This window comes from Janthinobacterium sp. BCJ23, assembly GCF_059617945.1.
Genome location: NZ_JCAQAW010000003.1, coordinates 562,632 through 586,697 on the forward strand (window position 1 = coordinate 562,632; position 24,066 = coordinate 586,697).

The 24,066-nt window shown below is 60.9% G+C and carries 16 protein-coding genes and 1 pseudogene; 8 read left to right on the plus strand and 9 right to left on the minus strand.

Annotation, left to right across the window (positions count from 1 at the left end):
• Window positions 1-145: 145 nt before the first annotated feature.
• From AC54AG_RS14090 to xapA, 4 genes are all read right to left on the minus strand, one after another.
• On the minus strand, window positions 146-2,527 hold the full coding sequence (locus AC54AG_RS14090; RefSeq protein WP_496630690.1) for an aldehyde dehydrogenase family protein: 2,382 nt from the start codon (window positions 2,525-2,527) through the stop codon (window positions 146-148).
• Between the two features lie 12 nt (window positions 2,528-2,539).
• Window positions 2,540-3,499, minus strand: a complete 960-nt coding sequence (deoC, locus tag AC54AG_RS14095; RefSeq protein ID WP_034754550.1) for a deoxyribose-phosphate aldolase — start codon at window positions 3,497-3,499, stop codon at window positions 2,540-2,542.
• Entirely contained in the window at window positions 3,496-4,689 is a 1,194-nt protein-coding gene (locus AC54AG_RS14100) for a phosphopentomutase (protein ID WP_496630692.1), read from the minus strand. Before AC54AG_RS14100 ends, deoC begins: the two co-directional genes overlap by 4 nt.
• 120 nt (window positions 4,690-4,809) lie before the next feature.
• Entirely contained in the window at window positions 4,810-5,649 is an 840-nt protein-coding gene (gene xapA / locus AC54AG_RS14105; protein WP_058050228.1) for a xanthosine phosphorylase, read from the minus strand.
• Window positions 5,650-6,015: 366 nt separating this feature from the next.
• Here xapA and AC54AG_RS14110 point away from each other — a divergent pair, with 366 nt between their 5' ends.
• From AC54AG_RS14110 to AC54AG_RS14140, 7 genes are all read left to right on the plus strand, one after another.
• Window positions 6,016-7,173, plus strand: coding sequence for a carbohydrate kinase family protein (locus AC54AG_RS14110; protein ID WP_496630693.1), 1,158 nt, complete (start codon window positions 6,016-6,018; stop codon window positions 7,171-7,173).
• Between the two features lies 1 nt (window position 7,174).
• Complete coding sequence (locus AC54AG_RS14115) at window positions 7,175-8,104, plus strand: pseudouridine-5'-phosphate glycosidase (RefSeq protein ID WP_496630694.1); 930 nt, start codon at window positions 7,175-7,177, stop codon at window positions 8,102-8,104.
• Window positions 8,105-8,188: 84 nt separating this feature from the next.
• Window positions 8,189-9,091, plus strand: a complete 903-nt coding sequence (locus tag AC54AG_RS14120; protein WP_034754538.1) for a LysR family transcriptional regulator — start codon at window positions 8,189-8,191, stop codon at window positions 9,089-9,091.
• Between the two features lie 503 nt (window positions 9,092-9,594).
• Entirely contained in the window at window positions 9,595-10,590 is a 996-nt protein-coding gene (locus tag AC54AG_RS14125) for a BMP family lipoprotein (protein ID WP_034754523.1), read from the plus strand.
• Window positions 10,591-10,671: 81 nt separating this feature from the next.
• Window positions 10,672-12,201 carry an ABC transporter ATP-binding protein gene (locus tag AC54AG_RS14130; RefSeq protein WP_070303427.1) on the plus strand — a complete coding sequence of 510 codons (1,530 nt, stop codon included), beginning with the start codon at window positions 10,672-10,674 and terminating at the stop codon, window positions 12,199-12,201.
• The gene (locus tag AC54AG_RS14135) at window positions 12,198-13,277 is read left to right on the plus strand and encodes an ABC transporter permease (protein ID WP_046685488.1); all 1,080 of its coding nucleotides are present in this window, start codon (window positions 12,198-12,200) and stop codon (window positions 13,275-13,277) included. The genes AC54AG_RS14130 and AC54AG_RS14135 overlap by 4 nt, the downstream gene beginning before the upstream one ends.
• A gap of 4 nt (window positions 13,278-13,281) precedes the next feature.
• Complete coding sequence (locus AC54AG_RS14140; RefSeq protein ID WP_034754516.1) at window positions 13,282-14,253, plus strand: ABC transporter permease; 972 nt, start codon at window positions 13,282-13,284, stop codon at window positions 14,251-14,253.
• A 420-nt stretch (window positions 14,254-14,673) separates the two neighbouring features.
• Here AC54AG_RS14140 and AC54AG_RS14145 read toward each other — a convergent pair.
• Window positions 14,674-15,258 (minus strand): annotated as a pseudogene (locus AC54AG_RS14145) (NUDIX domain-containing protein); the annotation flags it as partial.
• A gap of 75 nt (window positions 15,259-15,333) precedes the next feature.
• Here AC54AG_RS14145 and AC54AG_RS14150 point away from each other — a divergent pair.
• A complete protein-coding gene (locus AC54AG_RS14150; RefSeq protein ID WP_496630697.1) occupies window positions 15,334-16,098 on the plus strand; it encodes a DeoR/GlpR family DNA-binding transcription regulator in 765 nt (254 codons plus the stop codon).
• Between the two features lie 36 nt (window positions 16,099-16,134).
• Here AC54AG_RS14150 and AC54AG_RS14155 read toward each other — a convergent pair whose 3' ends face one another.
• The 4 genes from AC54AG_RS14155 to AC54AG_RS14170 all read right to left on the minus strand — a co-directional run bounded on the left by AC54AG_RS14155 (window position 16,135) and on the right by AC54AG_RS14170 (window position 23,745).
• The gene (locus AC54AG_RS14155) at window positions 16,135-17,205 is read right to left on the minus strand and encodes a S1/P1 nuclease (protein WP_496630698.1); all 1,071 of its coding nucleotides are present in this window, start codon (window positions 17,203-17,205) and stop codon (window positions 16,135-16,137) included.
• 2 nt (window positions 17,206-17,207) lie between these two features.
• Window positions 17,208-18,437 carry a phospholipase D-like domain-containing protein gene (locus AC54AG_RS14160; RefSeq protein ID WP_496630699.1) on the minus strand — a complete coding sequence of 410 codons (1,230 nt, stop codon included), beginning with the start codon at window positions 18,435-18,437 and terminating at the stop codon, window positions 17,208-17,210.
• Window positions 18,438-18,455: 18 nt separating this feature from the next.
• Window positions 18,456-20,153, minus strand: a complete 1,698-nt coding sequence (locus tag AC54AG_RS14165; RefSeq protein ID WP_338680901.1) for a bifunctional metallophosphatase/5'-nucleotidase — start codon at window positions 20,151-20,153, stop codon at window positions 18,456-18,458.
• Between the two features lie 157 nt (window positions 20,154-20,310).
• Window positions 20,311-23,745: a TonB-dependent receptor gene (locus tag AC54AG_RS14170; RefSeq protein ID WP_034754504.1), complete on the minus strand. Its 3,435-nt coding sequence runs from the start codon at window positions 23,743-23,745 to the stop codon at window positions 20,311-20,313.
• Window positions 23,746-24,066 lie beyond the last annotated feature (321 nt).

A 24,066-nucleotide genomic window follows, 5' to 3' on the forward strand; every position in this document is an offset into this window, starting at 1 on the left:
TGCTGATGTCGATCCAGCGGCCTTGTCGGATTACGCCCTGCGGGCTAATCCGACCTACACGCCTTGCTGGCGAAAGCAACTTGGGGCCGGCGCCCCGGCGCATCGCTGCGCGGAAGAACCGGCCCCACTATCCTGCTTTACAAACTTAGACGCCGTAAGGAATCCACACGTTTTTCACTTGCGACGCATGCGCCAGCACGGCGCGGCCGCCGCTTTGGGCAGCGCTGTACCAGTCGCGGCCCTTGGCGCCGCCGACCCAGGTGCGTTTCAGGGTGCCGGCCGACAGGCGCTCGACTTCAGCGCAACCGTCGGCGGATCCGTCATGGCGCCAGACGGCGTCGATGTCGGCGTGCGTGGCCAGGGTGCGCGCCAGTTCATCGGCGTTGCCGCTGATGATGTTGACGACGCCGCCCGGCAGGTCGGACGTATCGAAGACCTGGTACAGGTCCAGCGCGGAGAGCGGATGCGCTTCCGACGGCACGACCACCACGCGGTTGCCCAGCGCAATGGCTGGCGCCACCAGCGAAATGAAGCCGAGCAAAGGCGCTTCGTTCGGGCAGACGATGCCGATCACGCCAACCGCTTCATTCAGCGCCACGGTGATGCCCTTGGTTGGCGGCTGGTGCGCCAGGCCGTCGTACTTGTCGGCCCAGGCGGCGTAGTAGAACAAGCGTTCGATCGATGCCTGCACTTCCTTCTCGGGGGTTTTACTGCCCGTCATGGCGGCGATGCGGGCGGCGAATTCGTCGGCGCGCGCAGCCAGGTTTTCGGCGATGTAGTACAGCACTTGCGCGCGGTTGTGCGCCGTGGCGCTGGTCCAGCCGGACGCTTTATGGGCCGCTTCGACGGCGTTGCGGATATCCTTGCGGCTGCCCACGCCCACTTCAGCCAGCAGGGCGCCGTTTGCGCCGAATACGGGCGTGCTGTAGGCGCTGTCGGGGCGTGCCTGCTTGCCGCCGATGTACATCTTGGCCGTGCGGTCGATGGCGAACGGATCGGCTGCCGCCGGCTTTACATTGCCCTTCGCTTTCGCTTCCACCACCGGCAGGGCCGGACGCGCATCTTCGGCCAGGGCCGTCATGTATTCCAGCATGCCTTCGCGGCCGCCTTCACGGCCGAAGCCCGATTCGCGGTAGCCGCCGAAGCCGCACGCCGCGTCGAACTGGTTGGCGCTGTTGATCCACACCACGCCAGCCTTGATGGCGGGAGCGATATCGAGGGCCAGGCTGATCGACTCCGTCCACACGCTGGCGGCCAGGCCGTACACCGTGTTGTTCGCCAGCTGCACCGCTTCGGGCGGCGTGCGGAAGCTCATGGCCACCAGCACGGGGCCGAAGATTTCAGCCTGCGCCACGGCGGCCGAGGTCGACGCGCCCGTGATCAGGGTCGGCGGGAACCACGAACCGTCAGCCGGCAGTTCGCACGCCGGTTGCCACACGTCGCAGCCTTCGGCACGGGCCGAATCGACCAGCGCGGCGATGCGCTGGCGCTGCACGGGGTCGACCAGCGCGCCCACGTCCATCGATTTGTCCAGCGGCGAGCCGAGGCGCAGGTTTTCCATGCGCGCGCGTACCTTGTTCAGGAAGCGTTCCTGGACCGATTCCTGCACCAGCAGGCGCGAACCGGCGCAGCACACTTGTCCCTGGTTGAACCAGATCGAATCGACCAGGCCTTCCACGGCGCCATCGAGGTCCGCATCTTCAAAGACGATGAACGGCGACTTGCCGCCCAGTTCGAGGGACAGCTTCTTGCCGCTGCCGGCCGTCGCTTCACGGATCAAACGGCCCACTTCGGTCGAACCCGTAAACGCGATCTTGTCGACGCCAGGATGGTTGACGATGGCCGAGCCCACGCGGCCGTCGCCGGTGACGATATTGACGACGCCGGCCGGCACGCCCGCCTGCACGCACAGTTCGGCGAACAGCATGGCGGTCAGCGACGTGAATTCCGCCGGCTTGAAGACGACCGTGTTACCGGCCGCCAGGGCCGGAGCGATTTTCCACGACAGCATCAGCAGGGGGAAATTCCACGGCACGATCTGGCCTACCACGCCCACGGCGCGGTAGTCGGCGAATTCTTCCGACTGCAGCTGCGCCCAGCCGGCGTGATGGTAGAAATGGCGCGCGGCCAGCGGCAGGTCGATATCGCGCGTTTCGCGTATGGTCTTGCCGTTGTCCAGGGTTTCCAGCACGGCGAACAGGCGCGAGTGCTTTTGCAGCAAACGGGCCAGCGCGTACATGACTTTCGCGCGGCCGTGACCGCCCATGCCCTGCCAGACGGGCAGCGCGCGGCGTGCCGCGTCGACGGCCCGTTCGACGTCCGCGTCGGTCGCTTGCGTCAGTTCGGCCAGCTGCGTGCCGTCGGCAGGATTGGTCGAGGCGAACAGTTCCGCCGGCGCGCTCCAGGCATTGTCGATGAACAAACCGAATGTGCGCTGGTGGCCATCGAGCCACGCCTGCGCTTCTTTTTGACTTTCGGGAGCAGGGCCGTAGTCCATAGTATTGAGAATCTCGTTAATTGTTGGCATGACGATTGTTCTTTAAGGTTGTGCGTGACGATGATTGGCCGAGTAGCTGCCGGTGACGTAGTGTTCGAGCTGGCGCTCGATGTCGGTCAGCAGGCTGGAAGCGCCGATGCGGAACAGGTGCGGCTGCAGCCATTCGTTGCCCAGTTCTTCCTTCATCAGGGTCAGGTATTGCAGCGCGCTCTTGGCCGAGCTGACGCCGCCGGCCGGCTTGAAGCCCACCTGGAAGCCCGTCTGCTCGTGGTATTCGCGGATCGTGCGCACCATCGTCAGGGCCACGGGAATGGTGGCGTTCACGCCCTCTTTACCGGTGGAGGTCTTGATGAAATCGGCGCCGGCCATCATGCAGACCCACGATGCCTTGGCCACGTTTTCCATGGTCAGCAAGTCGCCCGTGGCGAGAATCGCCTTCACGTGCGCTTCGCCGCACGCCTTGCGGTAAGCGAGCATTTCGTCGTACAGCACTTGCCAGTTGCCGTTCAGGACGTGCTGGCGCGTGATGACGATATCGATCTCGGAAGCGCCGGCGGCGACCGACAGCTCGATCTCGCGCAGCTTCGTTTCCATGCTCGTCAGGCCGGCCGGGAAACCCGTCGATACGGCGGCGATGGGCAAGCGGCCCTGGATGACTTTCACGGCCGGCTGGATCATCTCGTGGTACACGCACACGGCGCCGGTGCTCAAGTCAGTCAGGCCCAGTGCCTCCATCAGGTCGGCGCGCAGCGGGCGCATGGCCTTCATGCACAGGCGTTCGACTCTGCCCGGCGTATCGTCGCCGCCCAGGGTGGTCAGGTCGATCATCTGGATGGCTTTCACCAGCCAGGCGGCCTGGTATTCCTTTTTCACGGTACGGCGGTTTGCCAGGCTGGCCGCGCGGCGGTCTGTCGCGGCGCGGTTGACGCGGATCTGGTTGATCCAGCCCAGGTCGAGGCCAACGGCCTCGTTACGCTTGAATTCGGGATGCATGAGTGTCATAACAAGCTGGTTCCATTAGCAAGTGGTGGTACGCCAAGGTGTTTGGCGAGGGTTTGGCCAATATCGGAGAAGGTCTCGGAAATGCCCAGTGCGCGCGGGGCGACGCCGGGGCCGAAGAAGATCATCGGTATGTGTTCGCGGGTGTGGTCGGAGCCGTGCCAGGTCGGGTCGCAGCCATGGTCGGCGGTGATCACGACCAGGTCGCCTTCCTTGAGCTTGGCCATGAATTCCGGCAGGCGCGCATCCATTTCGCGCAGCGCGTCGGCATAGCCCTCGACGTTGCGGCGGTGGCCGAACGCCTGGTCGAAATCGACGAAGTTCACGAAGGTGAGCGACTTGTCCTGCACTTCATCGGCCGTCTTCAACAGCGCTTCGAACAGCGCCATGTTGTCGACGCCCTTGACGACTCTGGAGATGCCCTGGGTAGCGAAAATGTCGCTGATCTTGCCCAGGCCGACGACTTCGCCGCCCGCATTCTTGACGTGGTCGAGCAGGGTCGGCGCGGGTGGCGCGACGGCGTAGTCGTGACGGTTGGAGGTGCGCGTGTAGTTGCCATTGCTGCCCGTGAACGGACGGGCGATGACGCGGCCGATGTTGTACGGCTCGACCAGCTTGAAGGCCATTTCGCACACTTCGTACAGGCGCTCGAGGCCGAACGATTCTTCGTGCGCGGCGATCTGCATCACCGAGTCGCCCGACGTATAGATAATCAGCTTGCCGGTGGCGACGTGCTCGTCGCCATGCTTGTTGATGATGTCCGTGCCCGAGGCATGGCAGTCGCCGAGGAAGCCGGGCACGCCGGACATGGCCTTGAGCTTGTCGGTCAGGTCGGCCGGGAACGATGGCGTGGTACGGGGAAAATATCCCCAGTCGAATTCGACGGGCACGCCGGCGATTTCCCAATGGCCGCTCTGCGTGTCCTTGCCGGTGGAGCGCTCGCGCGCCGCGCCGTAGGCACCGGTAAAACCGTCGCGCCGGTCGAAGCCCGTGGCCCATTCGCCGCTGGCCAGGTGCGCCGCAGCGCCCAGGCCCAGGCGTTCCATGTTCGGGAGTTTCAAGGTCTTGCCGCTTTTGGCGACAGTGCTGGCAATGTGGCCAAAGGTATTGGCACCTGCGTCGCCATACTTGGCGGCGTCTGGCGTCGCGCCAAGGCCGAAGGAATCAAGCAGGAGGATAAATGCGCGTGACATGATAAGGCTCGCTTTATGGAGTGATGCGAAGATGATGCGAACAGTGTAGGCCGGATTTCCCCGGCCTGCCGCGCGGCAGCGCCGCTAAGTGGCGCGCCGCTACTGCGTCAAGAAAAGTGCTTAGGCTTGCGGTTTGGCGGCCACGGTGGCCAGGAAAGCCAGGATCAGCTTGACCAGGTCTTTCGCGCCGATGGCCGCGTATTTCAGGGTTTGTTCGTGCGACAGGGCGAATGGCGACATGCCTTCGGCCAGGTTGGTAATCACCGATACGCCCACCACTTTCAGGTCGCAATGACGGGCCGACACCACTTCCGGCACCACCGACATGCCGACCGTGTCGGCGCCCAGACGGGCCATCATGCGGATTTCAGCGGCCGTCTCGAAGTTCGGGCCAGGGTAGGCGACGAACACGCCTTCGTGCAGGGTGATGCCGTTCGCGGCAGCCGTGTCCTTGACCAGATTGCGCAGGTCCGCATCGTAGGCGTTGGCCATGCTGAAGAAGCGCGGGCCGAAGCGGTCGTCGTTCGGGCCGACCATCGGCGTGCCTGGCAGCAGGTTGATGTGGTCGCTGATGGCCACCAGGCTGCCGGCGTCCACTTCAGGGCGCAGGGAACCGGCGGCGTTGGTGACGAACAGCATTTCGCAGCCCAGCAGTTTCAGGGTGCGGATGGCGCTCGTCATCACGCCCATGCCATAGCCTTCGTAGAAGTGGCCACGGCCCTTCATGCAGACGACGGCGACGCCCGACAGGGTGCCGATCACCAGTTCGCCGGCATGGCCGTGCACGGTGCTGATCGGGAAACCTGGCAATTCGTCAAAGCTGATGCTGACGGCGTCCGTCATCTGCTCGGCCAACACACCCAGGCCGGAGCCGAGGATCATCGCCACGCGCGGCTTGAAATTTTCAGGAGCGCGGGCACGGATGATTTCGGCGGCGTGGAAAGGGGTGTTGTTCGACATGGTTATCCTCTGATTGACTAATGGTGATGGGTTGCTGCCTGCGCGGCGGTATAGGCAAAATATCGCGCCCAGGTATCGGGTATGTATGGTGTTACAGGTATATCGAAATGCGTATTGCCTCTATTTGCCGCCACTATGCATCAAACGGAATATGTATGGCAAATACCATTTTTCTTGCCCATTTATACAATTCAAATATAAATGGCCGACATTATAGTCGAGGCTAGCCCCAGCCTGCCATCCCTGGAAAATGCATGCATACAAGCTCCATACGAAGGTTTTTCATGCACGCTTGACACGAGCTTGACACCGATCGGACAAATGTTTACAGTTTCAGACAAATGTTTAAACCCCAGCGAAAACCCTGTGACCGATACCAATAAAAAAGACCAGTTGTACACGCTGATCCGCAACAACCCCTTCATCTCGCAGCAAGACCTGGCGAGCGAACTGGGCTTGTCGCGCTCGGCCGTCGCCGGCCACATCGCCGGATTGATCCGCGAGCGCCGCCTGCTGGGACGCGCCTATGTGCTGCCCGACAGCCGTCCCGTGCTGTGCATAGGCGCAGCCAACCTCGACCGCAAGATGCGCACCTTGGCGCCCCTGCAGATGGGCACCTCGAATCCCGTGCGTTCGGAAGAAGTGTTTGGCGGCGTAGGCCGCAACATCGCGGAAAACCTGGCCCGCTTGTCGATCCCCGTCGCCCTGCTGACGGCGCTGGGCGACGATGCGGCCGGCCACGCCCTGCAGACGCACGCGGAAGACGCGGGCATCGACATGCGCGGCAGCTTGCATCTAAGCAATACCAGCAGCGGCACCTACACGGCCGTGCTCGACGAACATGGCGAAATGCTGCTGGCGATGGCCAACATGCAACTGTACGAACAGCTGACCCCCGCCTTTTTGCATAGCCGCCAGCCGCAGCGCGCCGCCGCCGCCCTCACCGTTTGCGACCTGAACCTGGGCCACGACAGCGTGCAGGCACTGCTGGCCGATGCCCGCCAGGACGCGGCCCATGCGACGCCGCTCGTCATCGTCGCCGTCTCGCAGCCGAAGATGGCGCACTTGCCGCAAGACCTGTCGGGCTTGCACTTGCTGATCCTCAACCGTGGTGAACTGGAAACGCGCGTGGCGCGGGCCTTGCCCACAGCAACCGAGCTGCGCGCCGCCTGCCGCGAAGTGCAGCGCCAGGGCGCGCGCCAGGTGATCGTCACCTGCGGCAGCGAAGGCGTGTATTTCACGGATGGCGACAGCCTGGACGCGCCTATCGTCCACCTGGCCGCGCGCGAAGTGGACGCCGTCGACGTGACGGGCGCCGGCGACGCGTTTTCCGCCGCCGTCTGCTGGTCGCTGTACCACGACAGCAACGATTTGAAACTGGCATGCCGGCGCGGCCTGAAGCTGGCCGCCATGACCCTGGAATCGGCGGCCACCGTCTCGCCCCAGATTTCCGCTGGCGCACTCGACAACATTGACGACGCCGACCTGGCGCCGCCTCCCCCTACCCTCTTTCAACAGGACTGACATGACCCAATTACAGAATTTCCTCTTGTTCTCGCAAGAAGTGCTCGACGCGCGCGCCGCCGGCAAGGCCATCGTGGCGCTGGAATCGACCATCATTTCGCACGGCATGCCGTATCCGCAAAACGTAGAAATGGCGCGCGAAGTGGAACAGATCATCCGTGACGGCGGCGCCGTGCCGGCCACCATCGCCATCATCGGCGGCAAGATCTGCGTGGGCCTGTCCCCCGAACAGCTGGAATTGCTGGGCACCTCGCCCGACGCCATGAAGGTCAGCCGCCGCGACTTGCCGTTCGTCCTGTCGCAAGGCAAGCTGGGCGCCACCACCGTGGCAGCCACCATGATCTGCGCGGAACTGGCAGGAATTTCCGTGTTCGTCACTGGCGGCATCGGCGGCGTGCACCGCGGCGCGGAAACGAGCTTCGATATTTCCGCCGACTTGCAGGAACTGGCGCAAACGTCGGTGGTCGTTGTCTGCGCGGGCGTCAAATCCATCCTCGACATCGGCCTGACCCTGGAATACCTGGAAACGCACGGCGTGCCCGTCATCAGCGTGGGCCAGGAAGGTTTTCCTGCCTTCTTTACGCGCGAAAGCGGCTTCAAGGCCGATTTCCGCCTCGATACGGCTGCCGAACAAGCCGCGTTCATCGGCACCAAGTGGCAGCTGGGCTTGACAGGCGGCGTGGTCGTCAGCAACCCCGTGCCGGCCGCGCAAGCCATGCCCAAGGAAGAGATCGATGCCATCACCGCGCAAGCGCTGCAGGAAGCGGACGCGGGCGGTGTGAAAGGCAAGCAGGTCACGCCTTTCCTGCTCTCGCGCATCAAGCAGCTGACGGATGGCCGCAGCCTGGCGACGAATATCGCCCTCGTCAAGCACAATGCGCAAGTCGGCACGGCACTGGCCATTGCCATGCAGGCGGTCGTGGCACGATAATAGGACTGCTGTAAAGAAAGCGCGCGCACCTTCACGGGTCTGCGCGCCGTTCCATCGCCTAGCAACACGCAACGCAAGGAAAGCATGTCCATCGATCTGAAACAGTTAAAGTATTTTCTTGCCGTTGCCGAGGAGAAAAGCTTCAGCCGCGCCGCCGAGCGCCTGCATATCTCGCAGCCGCCCCTGAGCCAGCAGATCATGAAACTGGAAAGCGAACTGGGCGTACGCCTGTTTGCGCGCACCACGCGCACCTTCGAGCTGACCGTGGCGGGCAAGGCGCTGATGAACGAAGCGGCCGACCTGCTGGCCAAGATGCGCATGACCATCGACACGATCCGCCAGATCGACCGCGGCGAAGTGGGCCGCTTGCGCGTGGGCATCGTCGGCTCGGCCATGTGGGGCCCTATCCCCAGCTTGCTGGAAGAATTCCAGACCAAATTTCCCCGCGTCACCTGGACCATCCATGAATTTGGTCCCACGGTGCAGTACGAAGCCTTGCGCGCCAAGCAGATCGACGTGGGCTTCTGGCGCGAACCCAAACTCAATGACGACGATTTGCGTCACGACAATCTACGCCAGGAACTGTGCTTCCGCGAAAACGTCTGCGTGGCCGTCAATGAACACCATCCGCTGGCGAAAAACACGTCCATCGAGCTGATCGACATCGCCGAAGAGCCGATGCTGACCCTGAACCTCGACAAATCCGCGTTTCCCCGCTACCTGGTGCAATGCTGCATCAACGCCGGTTTCGAACCCGTGATTTTCCAGGAAGCGAGCGAACCGCAAACCCTGCTGGCCATGGTGGGCGCGGGCCTGGGCGTGACCCTGGTGCCGGAAACGACGAGCCGCATCGGCTGGCCCGGCGTCGTGTTTCTGCCGATCAAAACGAATCCGCCCTCAGCGAATCTGTACATCAGCTACACGACGCTGGACGACGCACCCGTCGTGCGGGCCTTCCTCAATATCCTCAATCCCCCGGCTGCCTGAGAACGCGAACAAAACCTACTGCGCGTCGCGATTTGCGGCCTCCGATGCTCACTGTGCATTCGCACAGCTCCGCTTCTCGACCACAACTCACTGCCGCTCGCTACGGTTTTGTTATGCGTTCTTAAAACCTATTTATATGCAGTGCATATAAATACATAAACAAAAACGTATTTGTCATACATATCTGGCATGATGCATAGTGATTCGGACGCCCATCGCGGCGCCGGTTCCGTGCTTGCCCTGCCCGTCATCTGACGGCGCATCCCAGCCCGCTCCGGCAGCCCCATTCGATGTTGTACCTATAAAAGAGACGGGGCGCGACTGTTGCATGAGCATCACACTGACGACATGAAAGCAGACGAGGTCAGCAATGATCTTGTGCAATACAGTGCAATGTTGATAAGGAATTATCACCTCGTGCATCAAAAACAGGCTAAATCGGCCCCAAATTATATGTTTCACCTATAAAAAATATACAATATCGATCTTCCAGGAGCCAATTCATGAAACTTACACAATTTAGTTTGACGATCGCAGCCGTATTTCTGACTGCTCAAGCGTCCGCGGCTACCCCAAAACTGGGTGTCGTGTATGACGCGGGCGGCAAGTTCGACAAGTCGTTCAACCAATCCGCTTTCGAAGGCGCATCGCGCTTCAAAAAAGACACGGGCATTTCCTTCATCGAAGTACAGGCATCGAGCGATACGCAAGCCGAGCAAGTCATGCGCGGCCTGGCCCGCAAGAAACTCGACATGATCGCCGCCATCGGCTTTGCGCAAACGCAAGCCGTGCAAAAGGTCGCCAAGGAATTCCCGAACGTGAAATTCGTGCTGATCGACGGCCAGGCCGCCGGCAGCAACGTCAATTCCGTTGTCTTCAAGGAAGAAGAAGGCTCCTACCTGGTGGGTGTGGCGGCAGCCATGGCCAGCAAGAGCAAGAAAGTCGGCTTCATCGGCGGCATCGATATTCCATTGATCCGCAACTTCGCCTGCGGCTACGCGCAAGGCGCGAAGGCCGTCAATCCGAAGATGGAAATCACGCAAAACATGGTCGGCACCACGTCCGGCGCCTGGAATGACCCGGCCAAGGGTGGCGAACTGGCCCGCTCGCAATTCGAGCGCGGCGTCGATGTCGTCTTCGCCGTCGCAGGCGGCAGCGGCATGGGTACCCTGCAAATGGCCAAGGAAAAAGGCAAGCTGGCCATCGGCGTTGATTCGAACCAGAATCATCTGTATCCAGGCAGTATCCTGACCTCGATGGTCAAGCGCGTCGACAACACGGTCTACGACAGCTTCATGCAAGTCAAGAACGGCACCTGGAAGGGCGGCGTCAGCTATAAAGGCTTGAAAGAAGGCGGCGTGGATTGGGCGCTCGACGCAAACAACCGCAAGCTGATTACGCCGGAAATCGAAAAGCGCGTGTTGGGTGCGCGTAAGGACATTATCGATGGCAAGATCAAAGTGATCGATTACCGCGTCGGCAGCAGCTGCCCGGTTTAATTTTTCTCCGTATCTTTTAGCGCGCCGCCGGGGCCAGTCTCCGCGCGGCGCGTTTCCATGAAACTATCCAGTTATGAACCTATGCAGCCAGCAGTAGAATTTCGCAGCATTTCCAAGCATTTTGGACATGTGAAGGCGAACGCCGACGTCAGCTTCTCCATCGCCAAGGGCAGTATCCATGGCCTGGTGGGGGAAAATGGCGCCGGCAAATCGACCTTGATGAGCATCCTGTACGGGTATTACCGTGCCGACGGCGGGGAAATCCTGCTAGACGGAAAAGTACAGCCTATCCGCAACAGCCAGGAAGCGATCAATCTCGGCATCGGCATGGTGCACCAGCACTTCATGCTGGTCGAGAACTTCACCGTCCTCGACAATATCATGCTGGGCACGGAAGGCGGCTTTCGCCTGGCCAGCCACCGCACGGAAGCGGAAGCGAAATTGCGCGAGATCTGCGCGCGCTACCGCCTCGACGTCGACCCGCTGGCGAAGATCGAAGACTTGTCCGTCGGCGCGCAGCAGCGCGTGGAAATCCTCAAGCAGATTTACCGCAGCGCCAATATCCTGATCCTCGACGAGCCGACAGCCGTGCTGACGGCCCAGGAAACGGCCTCGCTGTTTGAAATCCTGCGCCTGTTCAAGGAGCAGGGCAAGACCATCATCCTGATCACGCACAAGCTGCAAGAGATCCTGGAAATCACCGACAACGTCACCGTCATGCGCGGCGGCACGGTGGTGGGCGCCGTGGCGACCGCCGGCACCTCGAAAGAGGAACTGGCCAACATGATGGTCGGCCGCCCCATCCAGAGCCACTTGCCACGGGCACCGTACAATCCGGGCGCCACGGTGCTGGAAGTGGACGGCTTGCAACTGGCCGACGAGCAGCAAGTCAAATTGCTGGCCGACATAGGTTTCAACCTGCGCGCCGGCGAAATCGTCGCCATCGCGGGAGTCTCTGGCAATGGCCAGAGCGAGCTGCTGGAAATTCTGTCCGGCATGCGCTTGCCGACGTCGGGCAAGCTGCGTTTTCTCGACAAGGACTTGCCGTTTGCCAAGCGCCACGATGCCGACGGCTTGCCGCTGGCCTTCCGCGACCTGGGCATCGCCCACATTCCGGAAGACCGCTTGCGCGACGGCGTGGTAAAGAATTTCTCCGTCATGCAAAACACCATCCTCGGTTACCAGGACCACCTGAAAAACCGCTGGGGCCTGTTCAACTTCAAGGCCATCGGCGCGCGTTGCGCGGAACTGCTGAAGACGTTCGACGTGCGTCCGGCCAATCCGGACCTGCGCATCGGCTTGCTGTCGGGCGGTAACCAGCAAAAGGTGGTGATCGCGCGCGAAGTGCTGGCCAAGCCGAAACTGATGCTGGTGGGCCAGCCCACGCGCGGCGTCGACATCGGCACCATCGAAAGCATCCATACGCAATTGCTGGCCCTGCGCGACGCGGGCGTGGCGATCCTGCTGGTGTCCGTCGAACTGGAAGAAGTGCGGGCGCTGGCCGACCGCATCCTCGTCATGTGCGGCGGACGCATCACCGGCGAACTGAAAATTGAAGAATTCGATACCACCCGCATCGGTCTGTTGATGGGGGGAATGCATAAATCATGAATAACGACTTGCCACGCTGGGCGACAGCCTTTGTCATGCCCATGTTAAACCTGCTGTCGGCCTTGCTGGTCGCAGCCCTGGTGATTTATATGCTGGGCGAAGACCCGGCCGAATCGCTGTCCATCCTCGTCCACAGCGCCATCCTCAATCCGGAAGGCTTGAGCTACACCCTGTTCTACGCCAGCACCTTCATTTTCACGGGCCTGTCCGTCTCCGTGGCAATGCAGGCCGGCCTGTTCAATATCGGTTCCGAAGGCCAGATGTATATCGGCGGCCTGGGCCTCACTGTCGCCATGCTGGCCTTCGACCAGACCCTGCCCGCCTGGCTATTGATCCCGGCCGCCATGATCGGCGCAGCCCTGTTCGGCGCGCTGTGGGGTTTCCTGCCCGGCTACCTGCAAGCCAAGCGCGGCAGCCACATCGTGGTGACCACCATCATGTTCAACTTCATCGCCGCAAGCCTGATGAACTTCATTATCGTGAAGTATCTGATTCCGCCGGGCGAGCAGAACACGGCCAGCCGCGTGTTCGCGGAAAGCGGCGAAATGCCGCGCCTCTCCACCTGGTTCCCGTCCTTGGGCGACACGCCGCTGAACATCAGTTTCCTGCTAGCAATCGCCGCGCTGGTCATCTACGGCGTGATGGTGTGGCGCTCGTCGTGGGGCTTCAAGCTGCGCGCCACGGGCCTGAACAAGCATGCGGCCCACTATGCGGGTGTATCGATCAGCAAGATGATCATCATCGTCATGCTGATCTCGGGCGCGCTGGCGGGCCTGGGTTCCGTCAATTCCATCATGGGTTCGACGCATTATCTGTCGCTGAACTTCGTCGGCGGCGCCGGTTTCATCGGCATCGCCATCGCCCTGATGGGCCGCCAGCATCCAGTCGGCATCTTCCTGTCGGCCGTGCTGTTCGGCGCGCTGATCCAGGGTGGCTTCGACCTGTCGCTGGAAAAACCGAATATCCCGACGGAAACCTTCATTTTCATCCAGGGCTTGATCATTCTGTTCTGCGGCGCCATGGAAAACTTCTACGCACCGGCCATTTCCGCCCTGCTCAAGCGCACCAAAGGCTAACACCATGACACTCGACGACTTTCAATTCGCCAGCATCCTGGTATCGACCGTGCGCAATGCGCCCGTCCTGATCTTTGCCGCCATGGCCGGCCTGTTTGCCGAACGCAGCGGCATGATCGACATCGGCCTGGAAGGCAAGATCCTGGCCAGCGCCTTCGCTTCCGCCGCCGTGGCCTACACGACGCAAAACCCATATTACGGCATGGCTGCCGGCATGCTCGTCTGCGTCGCCCTGGCCCTGCTGCAGGCCTACGTCAGCATCACGCAAAAGGGCAACCAGCTGGTGGCCGGCATGGCGATCAACATCGCCATGAGCGGACTGACGTTCGTGCTGGCGCAGTTCTTCTTCCAGCAAGGCGGCCGCACGCCCGACCTCGGTTCGGCGCGCCTGTTTGACGTCGTCTTGCCGGGCACGCAATACGTGGAGCACATCCCGTTCATCGGCTGGGTCTACGCCCATTTGATCGGCGGCCATTCCATCCTCGTCTACGTGGCGTTCCTGTTGATCCCGCTCGTGCACTGGCTGCTGTACCACACGCGCTTCGGCCTGCGCTTGCGCGCCTGCGGCGAAAACCCGCATGCGGCCGACTCGGCCGGCGTGAGCGTGGAAGCGACGCGCTACCTGGCCATGCTGGTGGCCGGCATCCTGTGCTCGTTCTCTGGCGCCTACCTGGCCATCGTGCAAAGCGGCTTCTTCCTGCGCGACATGTCGGCCGGCGCCGGCTACCTGGCCCTGACGGCCATGGTGTTCGGCAACTGGCGTCCCGTCTACACCTTCCTCGGCTGTCTGATGTTCGGCTTCTTCGCCGCCATCCAGATCCAGATCGAAGGCGTGGACTTGCCGGTAGTGGGCCGCATCCCGGGCTCCTTGATCCAGATGGTGCCGTACGTCGTCACGGTGATCGTGCTGGCGGGCTTGATGGCGAAATCCATCGCACCAAAAGCAATTGGTATCCCGTTCGTGAAATCGCGCTAAGTTTCAGCCTGCGCCAACTAAAAGCGAAGCCTGCGGGCTTCGCTTTTTTTATGCCTGGGTAATCTCGTCCAGCGAGAAAAACACGGCCAATCCAAGGCTGCGTGCCACCGCCACCATCTGGTCGGCGCCCTGGGACGCCCCGCCAATGCGCAGCACGGCATCGCAATGGCTCAATAAGCGCGTCGCATGCGCGTGGAACAGCTGCTCATACACGGCGTCACCCACCTGGGTGGAACCGGCCAGCGCCAGCATGGGCAAGGCCAGCCATTCACCGAGCACGGGCATGTGCCCCTGGGCATATAACGACAGGCAGACGGCTTCCATGGCAGCCACATTCGCCGCCATCAGGGCGGGATCGTCGCCCGTGCCGGAGCGATACGGGCCGGCAACGAGGATCTGCATGCCTTGTTTGACCGGCATCAGTTGTAGCTGCGCATGCTGCAGCAGCATGATGGTCTTGCCGTCGCAAATGCGGCCATCTGCCACCATCTGCAGCGCTTGCGCCAAGGGCAGTTCCAGCACTTCGATATCCTCGCCTTCGTGCGCCAGGCCGCCGCCATCACCGATGCGGCTGGCGGGATCGTATTCGGCGACAAAGAAATGCAGGCGCTCCGTCACGGAGCCGGGACTCATGAAGGCCTGGAATATCTTCTGCACCTGCCCCACCCGGTAACCGGTTTCCTCTTCTACCTCGGCGCGGATGCGCTGCTCCGCGCTAGCCTCCTCCAGCAAGCCGGCCGCTGATTCGATCAGGAAACCATCGTGGCCTTCGCGGTAGGTGGGAAAGCGGAACTGGCGGATCAGGATCACCGTGCGCTTGACTTTGTTGTAAAGCAGGATGGTGGCGCCATCGCCGCGGTCATAGGTTTCCCGTGTCTGTGTCTGCCACTGGCCATCTTGGCGCAGATAGTCGAACGTGGTCTTTTGCAGCAGATACCAGTCGTGCGACAGGGTTTGCACGCCCTGGATACGGACCCGTTCCTGCTTGCTATTTTCTTCGCGCATAGTGTCTCCTTGTGCTTGCACGGATCGACTTTATCATGCAAACTCGTGCAATATCAAGAAAATACAAGAAAAACCATGCTCACACATCAACGCAAACAATACCTGCTGGACTTGCTCCAGCGCGAAGGTCAGATCGTCGCCAAGGCCGTCAGCGACAGCCTGGGCTTGTCGGAAGACACGATACGGCGCGACCTGCGCGAGCTGGCGAAGGAAGGGCTATTGGAGCGCGTGCACGGCGGCGCCCTGCCCTTGTTGCCAAGTTCGCCCGCGCTGGCTCCGTTTGCGGCCCGCGAACAGATTTCACCGGAAGCCAAGCCCGCCATCGGCCGCGCGGCGGGCGCCATGATACAAACGGGACAAGTGGTGTTTCTCGACGGCGGCACGACCGCCGTGCAACTGGCGCGCCAGCTGCCGCGCGACTTGCGCGCCACCATCGTCACGCACAGTCCGTCGGTTGCCGTCGAACTGGTGAATCATCCATCGATTGAGGTGCTGATGCTGGGCGGGCGCCTGTACAAGCACTCGATCGTGGGCGTCGGCGCAGCTACCGTGGAAGCCATCGGCCGCATCCGCGCCGACCTGTACTTCATGGGCGTGTCCAGCCTGCATCCGCAAGCGGGTATCACCACCGGGGATTATGAAGAAGCGTGCGTGAAGCGCGCTCTGAGCGACGCGTCTGCCCGCACCGTCGTGCTGGCCTCGCCGGAAAAATTCAATACGGCTTCGCCGTTTCAAATTGCACCCTTGAGTCAGGTCAACGATATCATCGTGCACCGCGACGTGGATGACGCCCTGGTCGCGCCCTACCGCGAGATGGGCATCAACGTAATCCTGGCGTAAAAAAAGCGGCCAGCAGGCCGCTTTCGAATGACGTCTTTACTGCGGCCAGATCGCCTGCAGCACGGCCGCAAGGTGATAGCCGCTCTCGATCAGCTGCTGCTTGGCCAGCGCCGAACTGGGCACGGGATAATTGTCCGGCACCGTCAAGCTCCAGACGTTGTAGACCTCGCCCTTGCGGCTCGTCTGCTGCGTGGCCGGACCGGCCACCACATCCGTGAAAGCCATCTTCGACGCCGCCAGCGAGGCATCGGCCCATTGATACGGCCAGGTGGCGGGATCGCCGGTGTTGCTGCTCACTTGTGGCGCGCTGGCGATCACGGAGCGCGCAAACTGCTGCGGCGTGCGCGTGCTCAGGCGGCGCATGGCGTAATCGACCACGGTCGTGTCCCAATACGAATGCAGGGGCTTGGTGGGCGACTTCGGATAGCTGCTTGCCGGCTTGGCCGCGCCATCGTCGGCCGGCAGCGACGCGGGAATCACGGCATCGGACAGCGCCGTCATCTTCACATCGTCGAGCAGCAAGTCGTTGCCGCCGCGCGCATTGAAAATGGTGACGTCGTCGATCTGCGCCTGCGTGGCGGGCGCGAAAAACTGGCCATCCTTGCCGAGAAACGCATTGCCCACATGCAAAGGCTGGTGGATATCGCCTACCAGGTGCGTGATCAGGATCAGGGCTTCGCGCTGGCTGAAGCCGTGCGGATTGCTGGCCGCATCAGCCTTGCCTTGCAACACCAGGATCGCCTGCTTCAAGGTTTGCACGATATCGTCATCAGCCGTGCCCACGCCATGGTCGTGGTAGTGCGCGTTCTGGAACGGCACGTTCGTGTAATGGTATTCGCCATGCTTGGGATTGGCCGCCACATAGGTCAGCATTTCCGGTGTTTGCGGGCCGCAATACGTGCCCTTCACGCAATCAGGCCAGTTGGCGATCTTTTCCAGGCTTTCGCCCGGCAACAGCAACTTGGCCACTTGCACCTGTGCTGCGCTACCCTTGAGCAATTGATCGGCGATGGCGCCCACGGCGCGGTGGCCGTCGTTGCCCCAGGCCTGGACATTGCCGGAAGCAAAAGCGGCGCCCAGCGCCAGCACGGTCATCAATTTTTTCACTATTACTCCTTGCCTTGCGGCGTGGCCTTGGCCGGCTTCGGATACTGCTTGTTGATGTCGATCGGCTGCGCATACGCCGAACTCCACGTCTGCTCATGCAGCGCGGCGATGCGTTGCGCCATCTGTTCGTTGCGCAGCACCACTTCCAGGTTGCGCGACAAGTCGAAATAGCCGCCCGCCCAGTTGCTCGTACCGATCCAGGCCAGCTTGCCGTCGATGGTCATGGTCTTGCTGTGGATCACGCGTGCGAATGGAATGAAACCGGTCGAGGCCGCAGGAATCGTCACGATGCGGATGTCCACGTTCGGCACCAGGGCCAGGCTTTTCAGGTAGGCGATGGCCGGCGCTTCCGTATTCCAGCTTGACACCATCAGCTTGATTTTCACGCCGCGCTGCGCGGCCGCGCGCACGGCGTTATCGATCACGGCGTAGTACGGCCGCGTGCGGTTCGGGCCGTAGGACAGCGGTACGTAATCGAGCAACTGGATTCGCACTTCGCTTTGCGCTTGCGCCAGCAAGGCGGGCAGGCCCGTTTCCGAGTCGCCCACGCCAGCCGGGTTGTAGGCGTTCGGGCTGGCCAGCAGGAAAGCGTTCTGCGCGTAGTTGGCGGGCACTACCTTGCTGTTGAGCACCGTGGCGCGGCTGCCTTGCGACGTCAATGCCTGGGCTTGCCAATCCTGTTCAAAGATCGCTTGCACCTGGCTCACCATGGCGGGTTCCGTGATTTTCAAACCCGTTTCATGGATGTGCTCGAACGAACGCCAGTCGAAATTCTGGCTGCCGATGTACGCCACCTGGCCATCGACGGCCAGGTATTTTGCATGCACGATGCCGTTGCCCGTGATTTTATTGAAGTCGATCAGGCGCAAGTCCAGGTTCGGAATCGCCTTGATCTGGGCGATGGTGGCCGCTTCCGACAAGCCCACGCCCTTCTGGTCCAGCAGGAAGCGGATTTTTATACCGCGCTGGCCGGCGGCCGTCAGGCTGGCCAGCACCTTTTCAAAGGCCGTGCCCGGTTTGCTGACGGCGTAGAACTGGGCGATGACGATTTCTTTTTTTGCCGAATCGAACAATTCGGTCCACACGGCGACGGGCTCGCGCAGGTCGGGATTCGTCAACGTGGTTTCTACGGGTGACGTGTGCACGAGCTCAAAGCCGGGAATGGTGAAGTCCGCGTGGGCCGTGCCCGCAAACAGACTGGAAATAACGACAGTAAAAAATAAACGACGCATGGTTTTTCCTGGTAAAGATTATTTGACGCGCACGATGCGGCCGGCCGCCGTGGCACTGCCAGCGGGCTTGCCAGCGCGCGCGCGCGCGGTCAGGTAATTGCTGAAGGCGTCGATGTCGCGCACGCCCGTGTCCAGCCGGCGCGTGCCGGCCGCCAGCACAGTGAAGCGGTCGCCGCCGCCGGCAAGGAAACTGTTGGCGGCGACACGGTATTGTTGATTGTCCTCAAGAGGAATGCCATTGAGCATGATGCTGCCCGGCAGCACACGCTGGCCTTGCGGCTGCGTGCTGTCCCAGCGGTAGCTAAAACCTTCGGATACTTGCAGCAGATTGCCCTCGCCTGCCTCTTCGCCCGGCCATTGCTGCTCGAGCAAGGTGCGGATTTGCGCGCCGGACAGGCTGACGACGATCAAGGTATTGCCGAACGGGACCACAGCCTGGTTCTGACCCACGTTCGTCATCAGATCGGCGCCCGCTTCCAGGTCCTTGCGGATGCCACCGTTGTTCATCAGGCCGATTTGCGCACCGGCAGCGCGTGCGCCGAACAGGGTGCTGTCGGCCACCAGGTCGCCCAGCGGGGAAGCGCCGCCGCCCTTGGTGCTGCGGCCCACGTTCGGTACGGCGATGGCGGCCACGGGACGCGACAACTCGGCCGCACTGCGCTGCTTGACCGATGCCAGGTAGGCTGCCACGGCCGGGTCCGGCTCATACATGCCTGGCAGCATGACGACGTTTTGCGCGCTGGCATCGATCAGTGCATTTTTGACGGGATCGACCTTGAGCTTGATGCGCGTGAGCATATGCCCGCCCATCTGCGCCTGCGTCACCAGCCGGCCATCGACACGGCACAGATAGCCCTGGTGCGAATGACCGCTGATGACCAGCTGGATCGCCGGGTCGAGGCGTTTCACCACGTCGACCACTTCGCCCTTCAGGTGGCTGCAATCGGGCTGGTCGACGGCTTCGCTCGTCTCGCCGCCCTGGTGCAGCAGCACGACGAACACGCCCACGCCCTGCGCACGCAGCTGCGGCAAGGTGGCGTTGATCGCGCCTGCTTCATCGCCGAACTGCAGGCCGGCAATGCCGGCGGCCGTTACCACGGACGGCGTATCTTTCAGCACGGCGCCGATCAAGCCCACCTTGACGCCATGCGCCTCTTCGATGCGGTAGGCCGGCAGCAGGGACTTGCCCGTTTGCGTGTCGATCACATTCGCCGCCATATAGGTGTAGCTGGCGCCCTTGAAGTCGGGCGTGAACTTGCAGGCCTTGTCGGCGCGCGACGACTCGCAGCCGCCGCGCTGCTGGCGCAGCAATTCCGCCTTGCCCTGGTCAAATTCGTGGTTACCGACGGAACTGGCCTTCATGCCCAGCATGTTCATGGCGACGATGCTCGGTTCGTCCGCCCACAGCGCCGACATGGCGGGGCTGGCGCCGACCAGGTCGCCATTGCCGACGAAAATCAGCTGCGCATCTTCTCGCCGCCACGCCGTCAGGGCGCCGGACAAGGTATCGATGCCGCCGGCCTGCACCGTCTTGCGCTCAGTATCGACGGCACTCGTATAGGTGAATTTGCTGCGGTCGAGATTGCCGTGAAAATCGTTCAGGGCGACCAGGTTGATATCGACGGACTTCGCGGAAGGCGCGGTAGGTGCGGCACAGGCGGCCAGCAGCAAGGTCAGGGCCGCTGCGGCGGCGAGTGGTGTCAGATGATGTTTCATGGTCCCCACATGGTTATCAGTATTCAAAAAGACTATCTCATCCGGGGGGACGCCGTGCGCCGCAAGCCCATCAGAGTATGACAAGAAAGCACAACATAAAACGAAAAAACGGCCGGTGTCGCCACCAGCCGTTTGCAACTTCAGTCAGACGCCGAGATTAGAACTCGTACTTGACCGTAGCCTGGATCGCCCATTGGGATTCACCCTTTTGTTGACGCACGGTGTAGTCCTCTACCTTGTCACGCACTTGGTAGATATAACGGCCTTGAGCATCGAGGCCGGCAAAATCAACAAAGCTGCGGGTTTGACCACCAGCCGAGCGGAAAGCCATTTCATTGATACGGCCCCACTTGCGGTTGATCATGTTGCCCACGTTGAAGAAGTCCATCGTGAACACGCCTTTGTTGCCTTTGAAGAAGCCTGGGACTTCCTGGCTGACACGCATGTCGAAGCTGTTGGTCCAAGGCGAGAAGCTGTCGTTACGCTTCACCACGCCGCCTTTCGAACTGCGCAGGTCGCCATTGGCATTGACCAAGGACCAGAAACGGTCTTCGTTAGCGTGGTTGGTTGCCGTATCGCCACGGAATACCACTTCGCCCGAACCTGGTTTCGATGGGATGTACATCAAGTCGTTGCCGCTGACGCCGTCACCGTTCAAGTCATTGCTGTAGGTCCAGCTGTATGGCTTACCCTTGCGACCTTCATAGAACAGGCCGAAGCTGGTTTTGTAGTTGTCGAAGAAGCGCTTCTGGAAGTTCAACACAGCATTGAAGCGGTCTTTCACCAGGTAGCCGGAATTGGCGGCGACGTTTTCATTCGGATTGAAAATCGAACGGGCGTTGAAGTTCGACGTCGATACCGACGAGGTCAGCGGCGACACTTCCGTTGCATCTGTATAGGTGTAGGCAACCGACCAGCCAAAGCCTTTGGTCATCGGCTGGCTGACCGACAGGGTCACCAGATTGCCTGCACCTTTATCCGTTTTCTGCGCAACCATGACGTTGTTGAACGCAGGGTTCTTGAGTGCCTTGGCGAAGGAACCCGAGCAACCCGCATTGGTCGACGACAAGCCACCGGTTGAAGTCCAGCAATTCGTATTGTAGGCAGTATTCGAGTAATACAGCTCACGGCCATCGGTTCCGGTACGCGTCGCTGCACCCAGGTTCAGATGCTCGTAGTAAATGGCATCCTTGTTTTGCGTACGCAGATATTCCGCGCCGAAAACCAGACCCATCCATGGCAGCTCATGTTCGAACGCCAGGTTGCCCTTCCAGATCGATGGCTGGCGCAGGTTAGGCGACAGGAAGTCGACGTTGGCTGCAGGTGCGGCATCAGCGAAGTTCGTCGGCTGAGCGTTCGGATCAGGATTGAACAAGCCACCTACCGATGGGCAAGCCTTGAAGCCACTGGTGCCGCAACCAACGATACGGGTTGCCACGCCAGGATTAGCGAACGGGTTCGACATCCATACCGTGGCCGCCGCGCCCTGGAACAGGCCGAAACCACCGCGCAATTGGGTTGGACGGGCACTGTCGAACTTGTAGTTGAAGCCCACGCGTGGCTGCCACAGTGTCTGTCCATCGATGGTTTGCGTATTGTTCAGGCCAAAACCACCGCTTTGTACCTTGCCGGTCTGCGGGTTGCCAGCAACCATAGGTGCCGCCGCGGCAGCGTTATACAGCGGGCGGTCGCTGATGGCGGCCTTGTCGACACGCACGCCATACTGCACGGTCAACTGTTTGTTGACGGTCCATACGTCTTGGGCGAAGAAGCCATAGTTTTTCAGGCTGAAATCAGCAATGGCGTTTTCCAAGGAACCGCCTGCCAATGGTACTTGCACCTGGTAAGAGCTCGGGCGTCCGGTACGGAAATTTTCCAGTACGGCTTGTTCCTGAAGAGCGGCTGAACTGTTGCAATTGAAAGTAGTGCTGCCGTCCGCGTTTGGTTTGACAAACGAGTATCCGACATTATTGATACAGCCGAAGGTGTAGTTGCCATTGATGTTCTGCAGGAACGCATTGTAGACATCGTTCTTGCTGAAGTCGCCGCCGAACTTGACTTCATGATCGCCCAGGGCCCAGTTCGCGCCCAGGTAGGCATCCTTGGTCTTGGTGCGCAAGACGTTAAACTGATACGACTGATCGGTACCGAAGTTCAGGAAACGGTCGTTGGTCGACACGCCTGCAGGCGATCCCGCCGGCAAGGCACCCGTAAACTTGAGCGACATGGTTGGCAGGGTGGAATTGTTCTTCGGCAGACTTTCATAGTCGCGCGACGATACTTTGAATTCCGTCGAGAAATTTGGCGTCCAGTCGGCAAACCACTGGCCGACGATGGTTTCGATCGACTTTTCCTGCGAACGCCAAGCCGAGTTCAAGGCGATACCGCTTGACGTTACGCCGGTAAACATCGGCTCGGACTGATCGGTTTTGGAATAGCGAACCATCGCGCGATGGTTGTCGTTGATGTTCCAGTCCAGTTTCAGCAAGACATCATCAACCGTCAACTTCGTACCGGCAGGCACGGTGGTGGTGCCGACTGGCAAGTTGTACTTTTCTTTGGCAATCGTCTGTAAACCCGCAATAGCGGATTCGGTAACGCCGACGTTCGTCATCGAGCTGCCCAGCGGACCAAAGTTTGGTGCCGTGCGGGTACTTTCCAGCTTTTCTTTGTTTGCAAAGAAGAACAGCTTGTCTTGGATCAGCGGGCCGCCAACGGAAATGCCCTTGGTCGTTTCGCGGAATGGTGCTGGTGCGTAATAGCTGTCTTTGACGTTGTCGTAACGGTCACCCGCCATACTGTCATTACGGAACACGTAATAGACACTGCCCTTGACATCATTGGTACCGGACTTGGTCACGGCGTTGATGTTGGCGCCCGTGTAGCCTTTTTGCGTCACGTCGTAGTTGGCGACGTTCACTTGCACGGACTGGATCGCATCGATCGAGATCGGCTGCTTGGCCGTCGGGCTGCCGTTCGATTCCAGGCCGAAGGTGTCGTTCACGGCCACGCCATCGATGGTCATCGAGTTATAGCGCGAGTTTTGACCGGCAACGGACAATTCGCCGCGCTCTTTGTCCGTTTGCGAAACACGCGGATCGGAACGGGCGTAATCTTGCAGATTGCGCTGGATCGACGCTTGCATGGCCAGCTCATTGGCACCAATGTTGGTGCCGGCGCCCATATTGCTGCGGTTAAAGATCTGTGCGCGTGCGCCCGTGCCCGTGACGTTCACGGTTTGCATCTGTGCGCCCAGGGTGGCGTCCACATTGGCCGTTTCAGCCAATTGCACGTACACGCCTTCGCGTTTTTCCACTTCACCATTCTTGGTGATGGTGATGGTGTATGGACCGCCGGCACGCAGGCCGCGCGCGACGTAACGGCCTTCCGCATCGGTCGTTACATTGCTGACGGAACCCGACTCGGTGTGCACAATGGTAACGGTGGCACCAGCTGCCGGCTTGCCGTCATTGGCCGAGATACGGCCGCCGATGGAAGACGTAGTGTTCTGTGCGAACGATGGTGCCGCCGCCAGTGCAATAGACAGGCTTAACGCGATTTGCGTCAGCCGAAGTCGCTTGTGATTGATCATCTTTAACCCCAGAAAAGACTATTATTTTTTGAAAATCCTGGATTGCCCCACCGTCCGGCTGCGCCGCACAGCAACACAAACACAACATTTCCTCTTTACGATGCTGCAACTGTTACGCCGGCGGGACTGGCTGCGGTCCTGACAAGACCATCACAAAACGCCGCTCCACACATCACAACTATTCATATCCAGACAATAACGGCGGAAAAAACCACATCCGATCCGTACGACCCAGGGCGCTAGCACCTGTGTCATTCATCCCACATGCTTACCCGGCTAACATGGCAAGCCGCGAGTGTAATTGTTAAATATTTCAAGACT

Bases quoted from the DNA above. Each gene is read 5' to 3' on its own strand.
- AC54AG_RS14100 (WP_496630692.1), bottom strand. From the start codon at position 4,689: ATGTCACGCGCATTTATCCTCCTGCTTGATTCCTTCGGCCTTGGCGCG.
- AC54AG_RS14160 (WP_496630699.1), bottom strand. From the start codon at position 18,437: ATGCGTCGTTTATTTTTTACTGTCGTTATTTCCAGTCTGTTTGCGGGC.
- AC54AG_RS14140 (WP_034754516.1), top strand. From the start codon at position 13,282: ATGACACTCGACGACTTTCAATTCGCCAGCATCCTGGTATCGACCGTG.
- AC54AG_RS14135 (WP_046685488.1), top strand. From the start codon at position 12,198: ATGAATAACGACTTGCCACGCTGGGCGACAGCCTTTGTCATGCCCATG.
- AC54AG_RS14115 (WP_496630694.1), top strand. From the start codon at position 7,175: ATGACCCAATTACAGAATTTCCTCTTGTTCTCGCAAGAAGTGCTCGAC.
- AC54AG_RS14125 (WP_034754523.1), top strand. From the start codon at position 9,595: ATGAAACTTACACAATTTAGTTTGACGATCGCAGCCGTATTTCTGACT.
- xapA (WP_058050228.1), bottom strand. From the start codon at position 5,649: ATGTCGAACAACACCCCTTTCCACGCCGCCGAAATCATCCGTGCCCGC.
- AC54AG_RS14120 (WP_034754538.1), top strand. From the start codon at position 8,189: ATGTCCATCGATCTGAAACAGTTAAAGTATTTTCTTGCCGTTGCCGAG.
- AC54AG_RS14090 (WP_496630690.1), bottom strand. From the start codon at position 2,527: ATGCCAACAATTAACGAGATTCTCAATACTATGGACTACGGCCCTGCT.
- deoC (WP_034754550.1), bottom strand. From the start codon at position 3,499: ATGACACTCATGCATCCCGAATTCAAGCGTAACGAGGCCGTTGGCCTC.
- AC54AG_RS14150 (WP_496630697.1), top strand. From the start codon at position 15,334: ATGCTCACACATCAACGCAAACAATACCTGCTGGACTTGCTCCAGCGC.
- AC54AG_RS14130 (WP_070303427.1), top strand. From the start codon at position 10,672: ATGCAGCCAGCAGTAGAATTTCGCAGCATTTCCAAGCATTTTGGACAT.
- AC54AG_RS14170 (WP_034754504.1), bottom strand. From the start codon at position 23,745: ATGATCAATCACAAGCGACTTCGGCTGACGCAAATCGCGTTAAGCCTG.
- AC54AG_RS14165 (WP_338680901.1), bottom strand. From the start codon at position 20,153: ATGAAACATCATCTGACACCACTCGCCGCCGCAGCGGCCCTGACCTTG.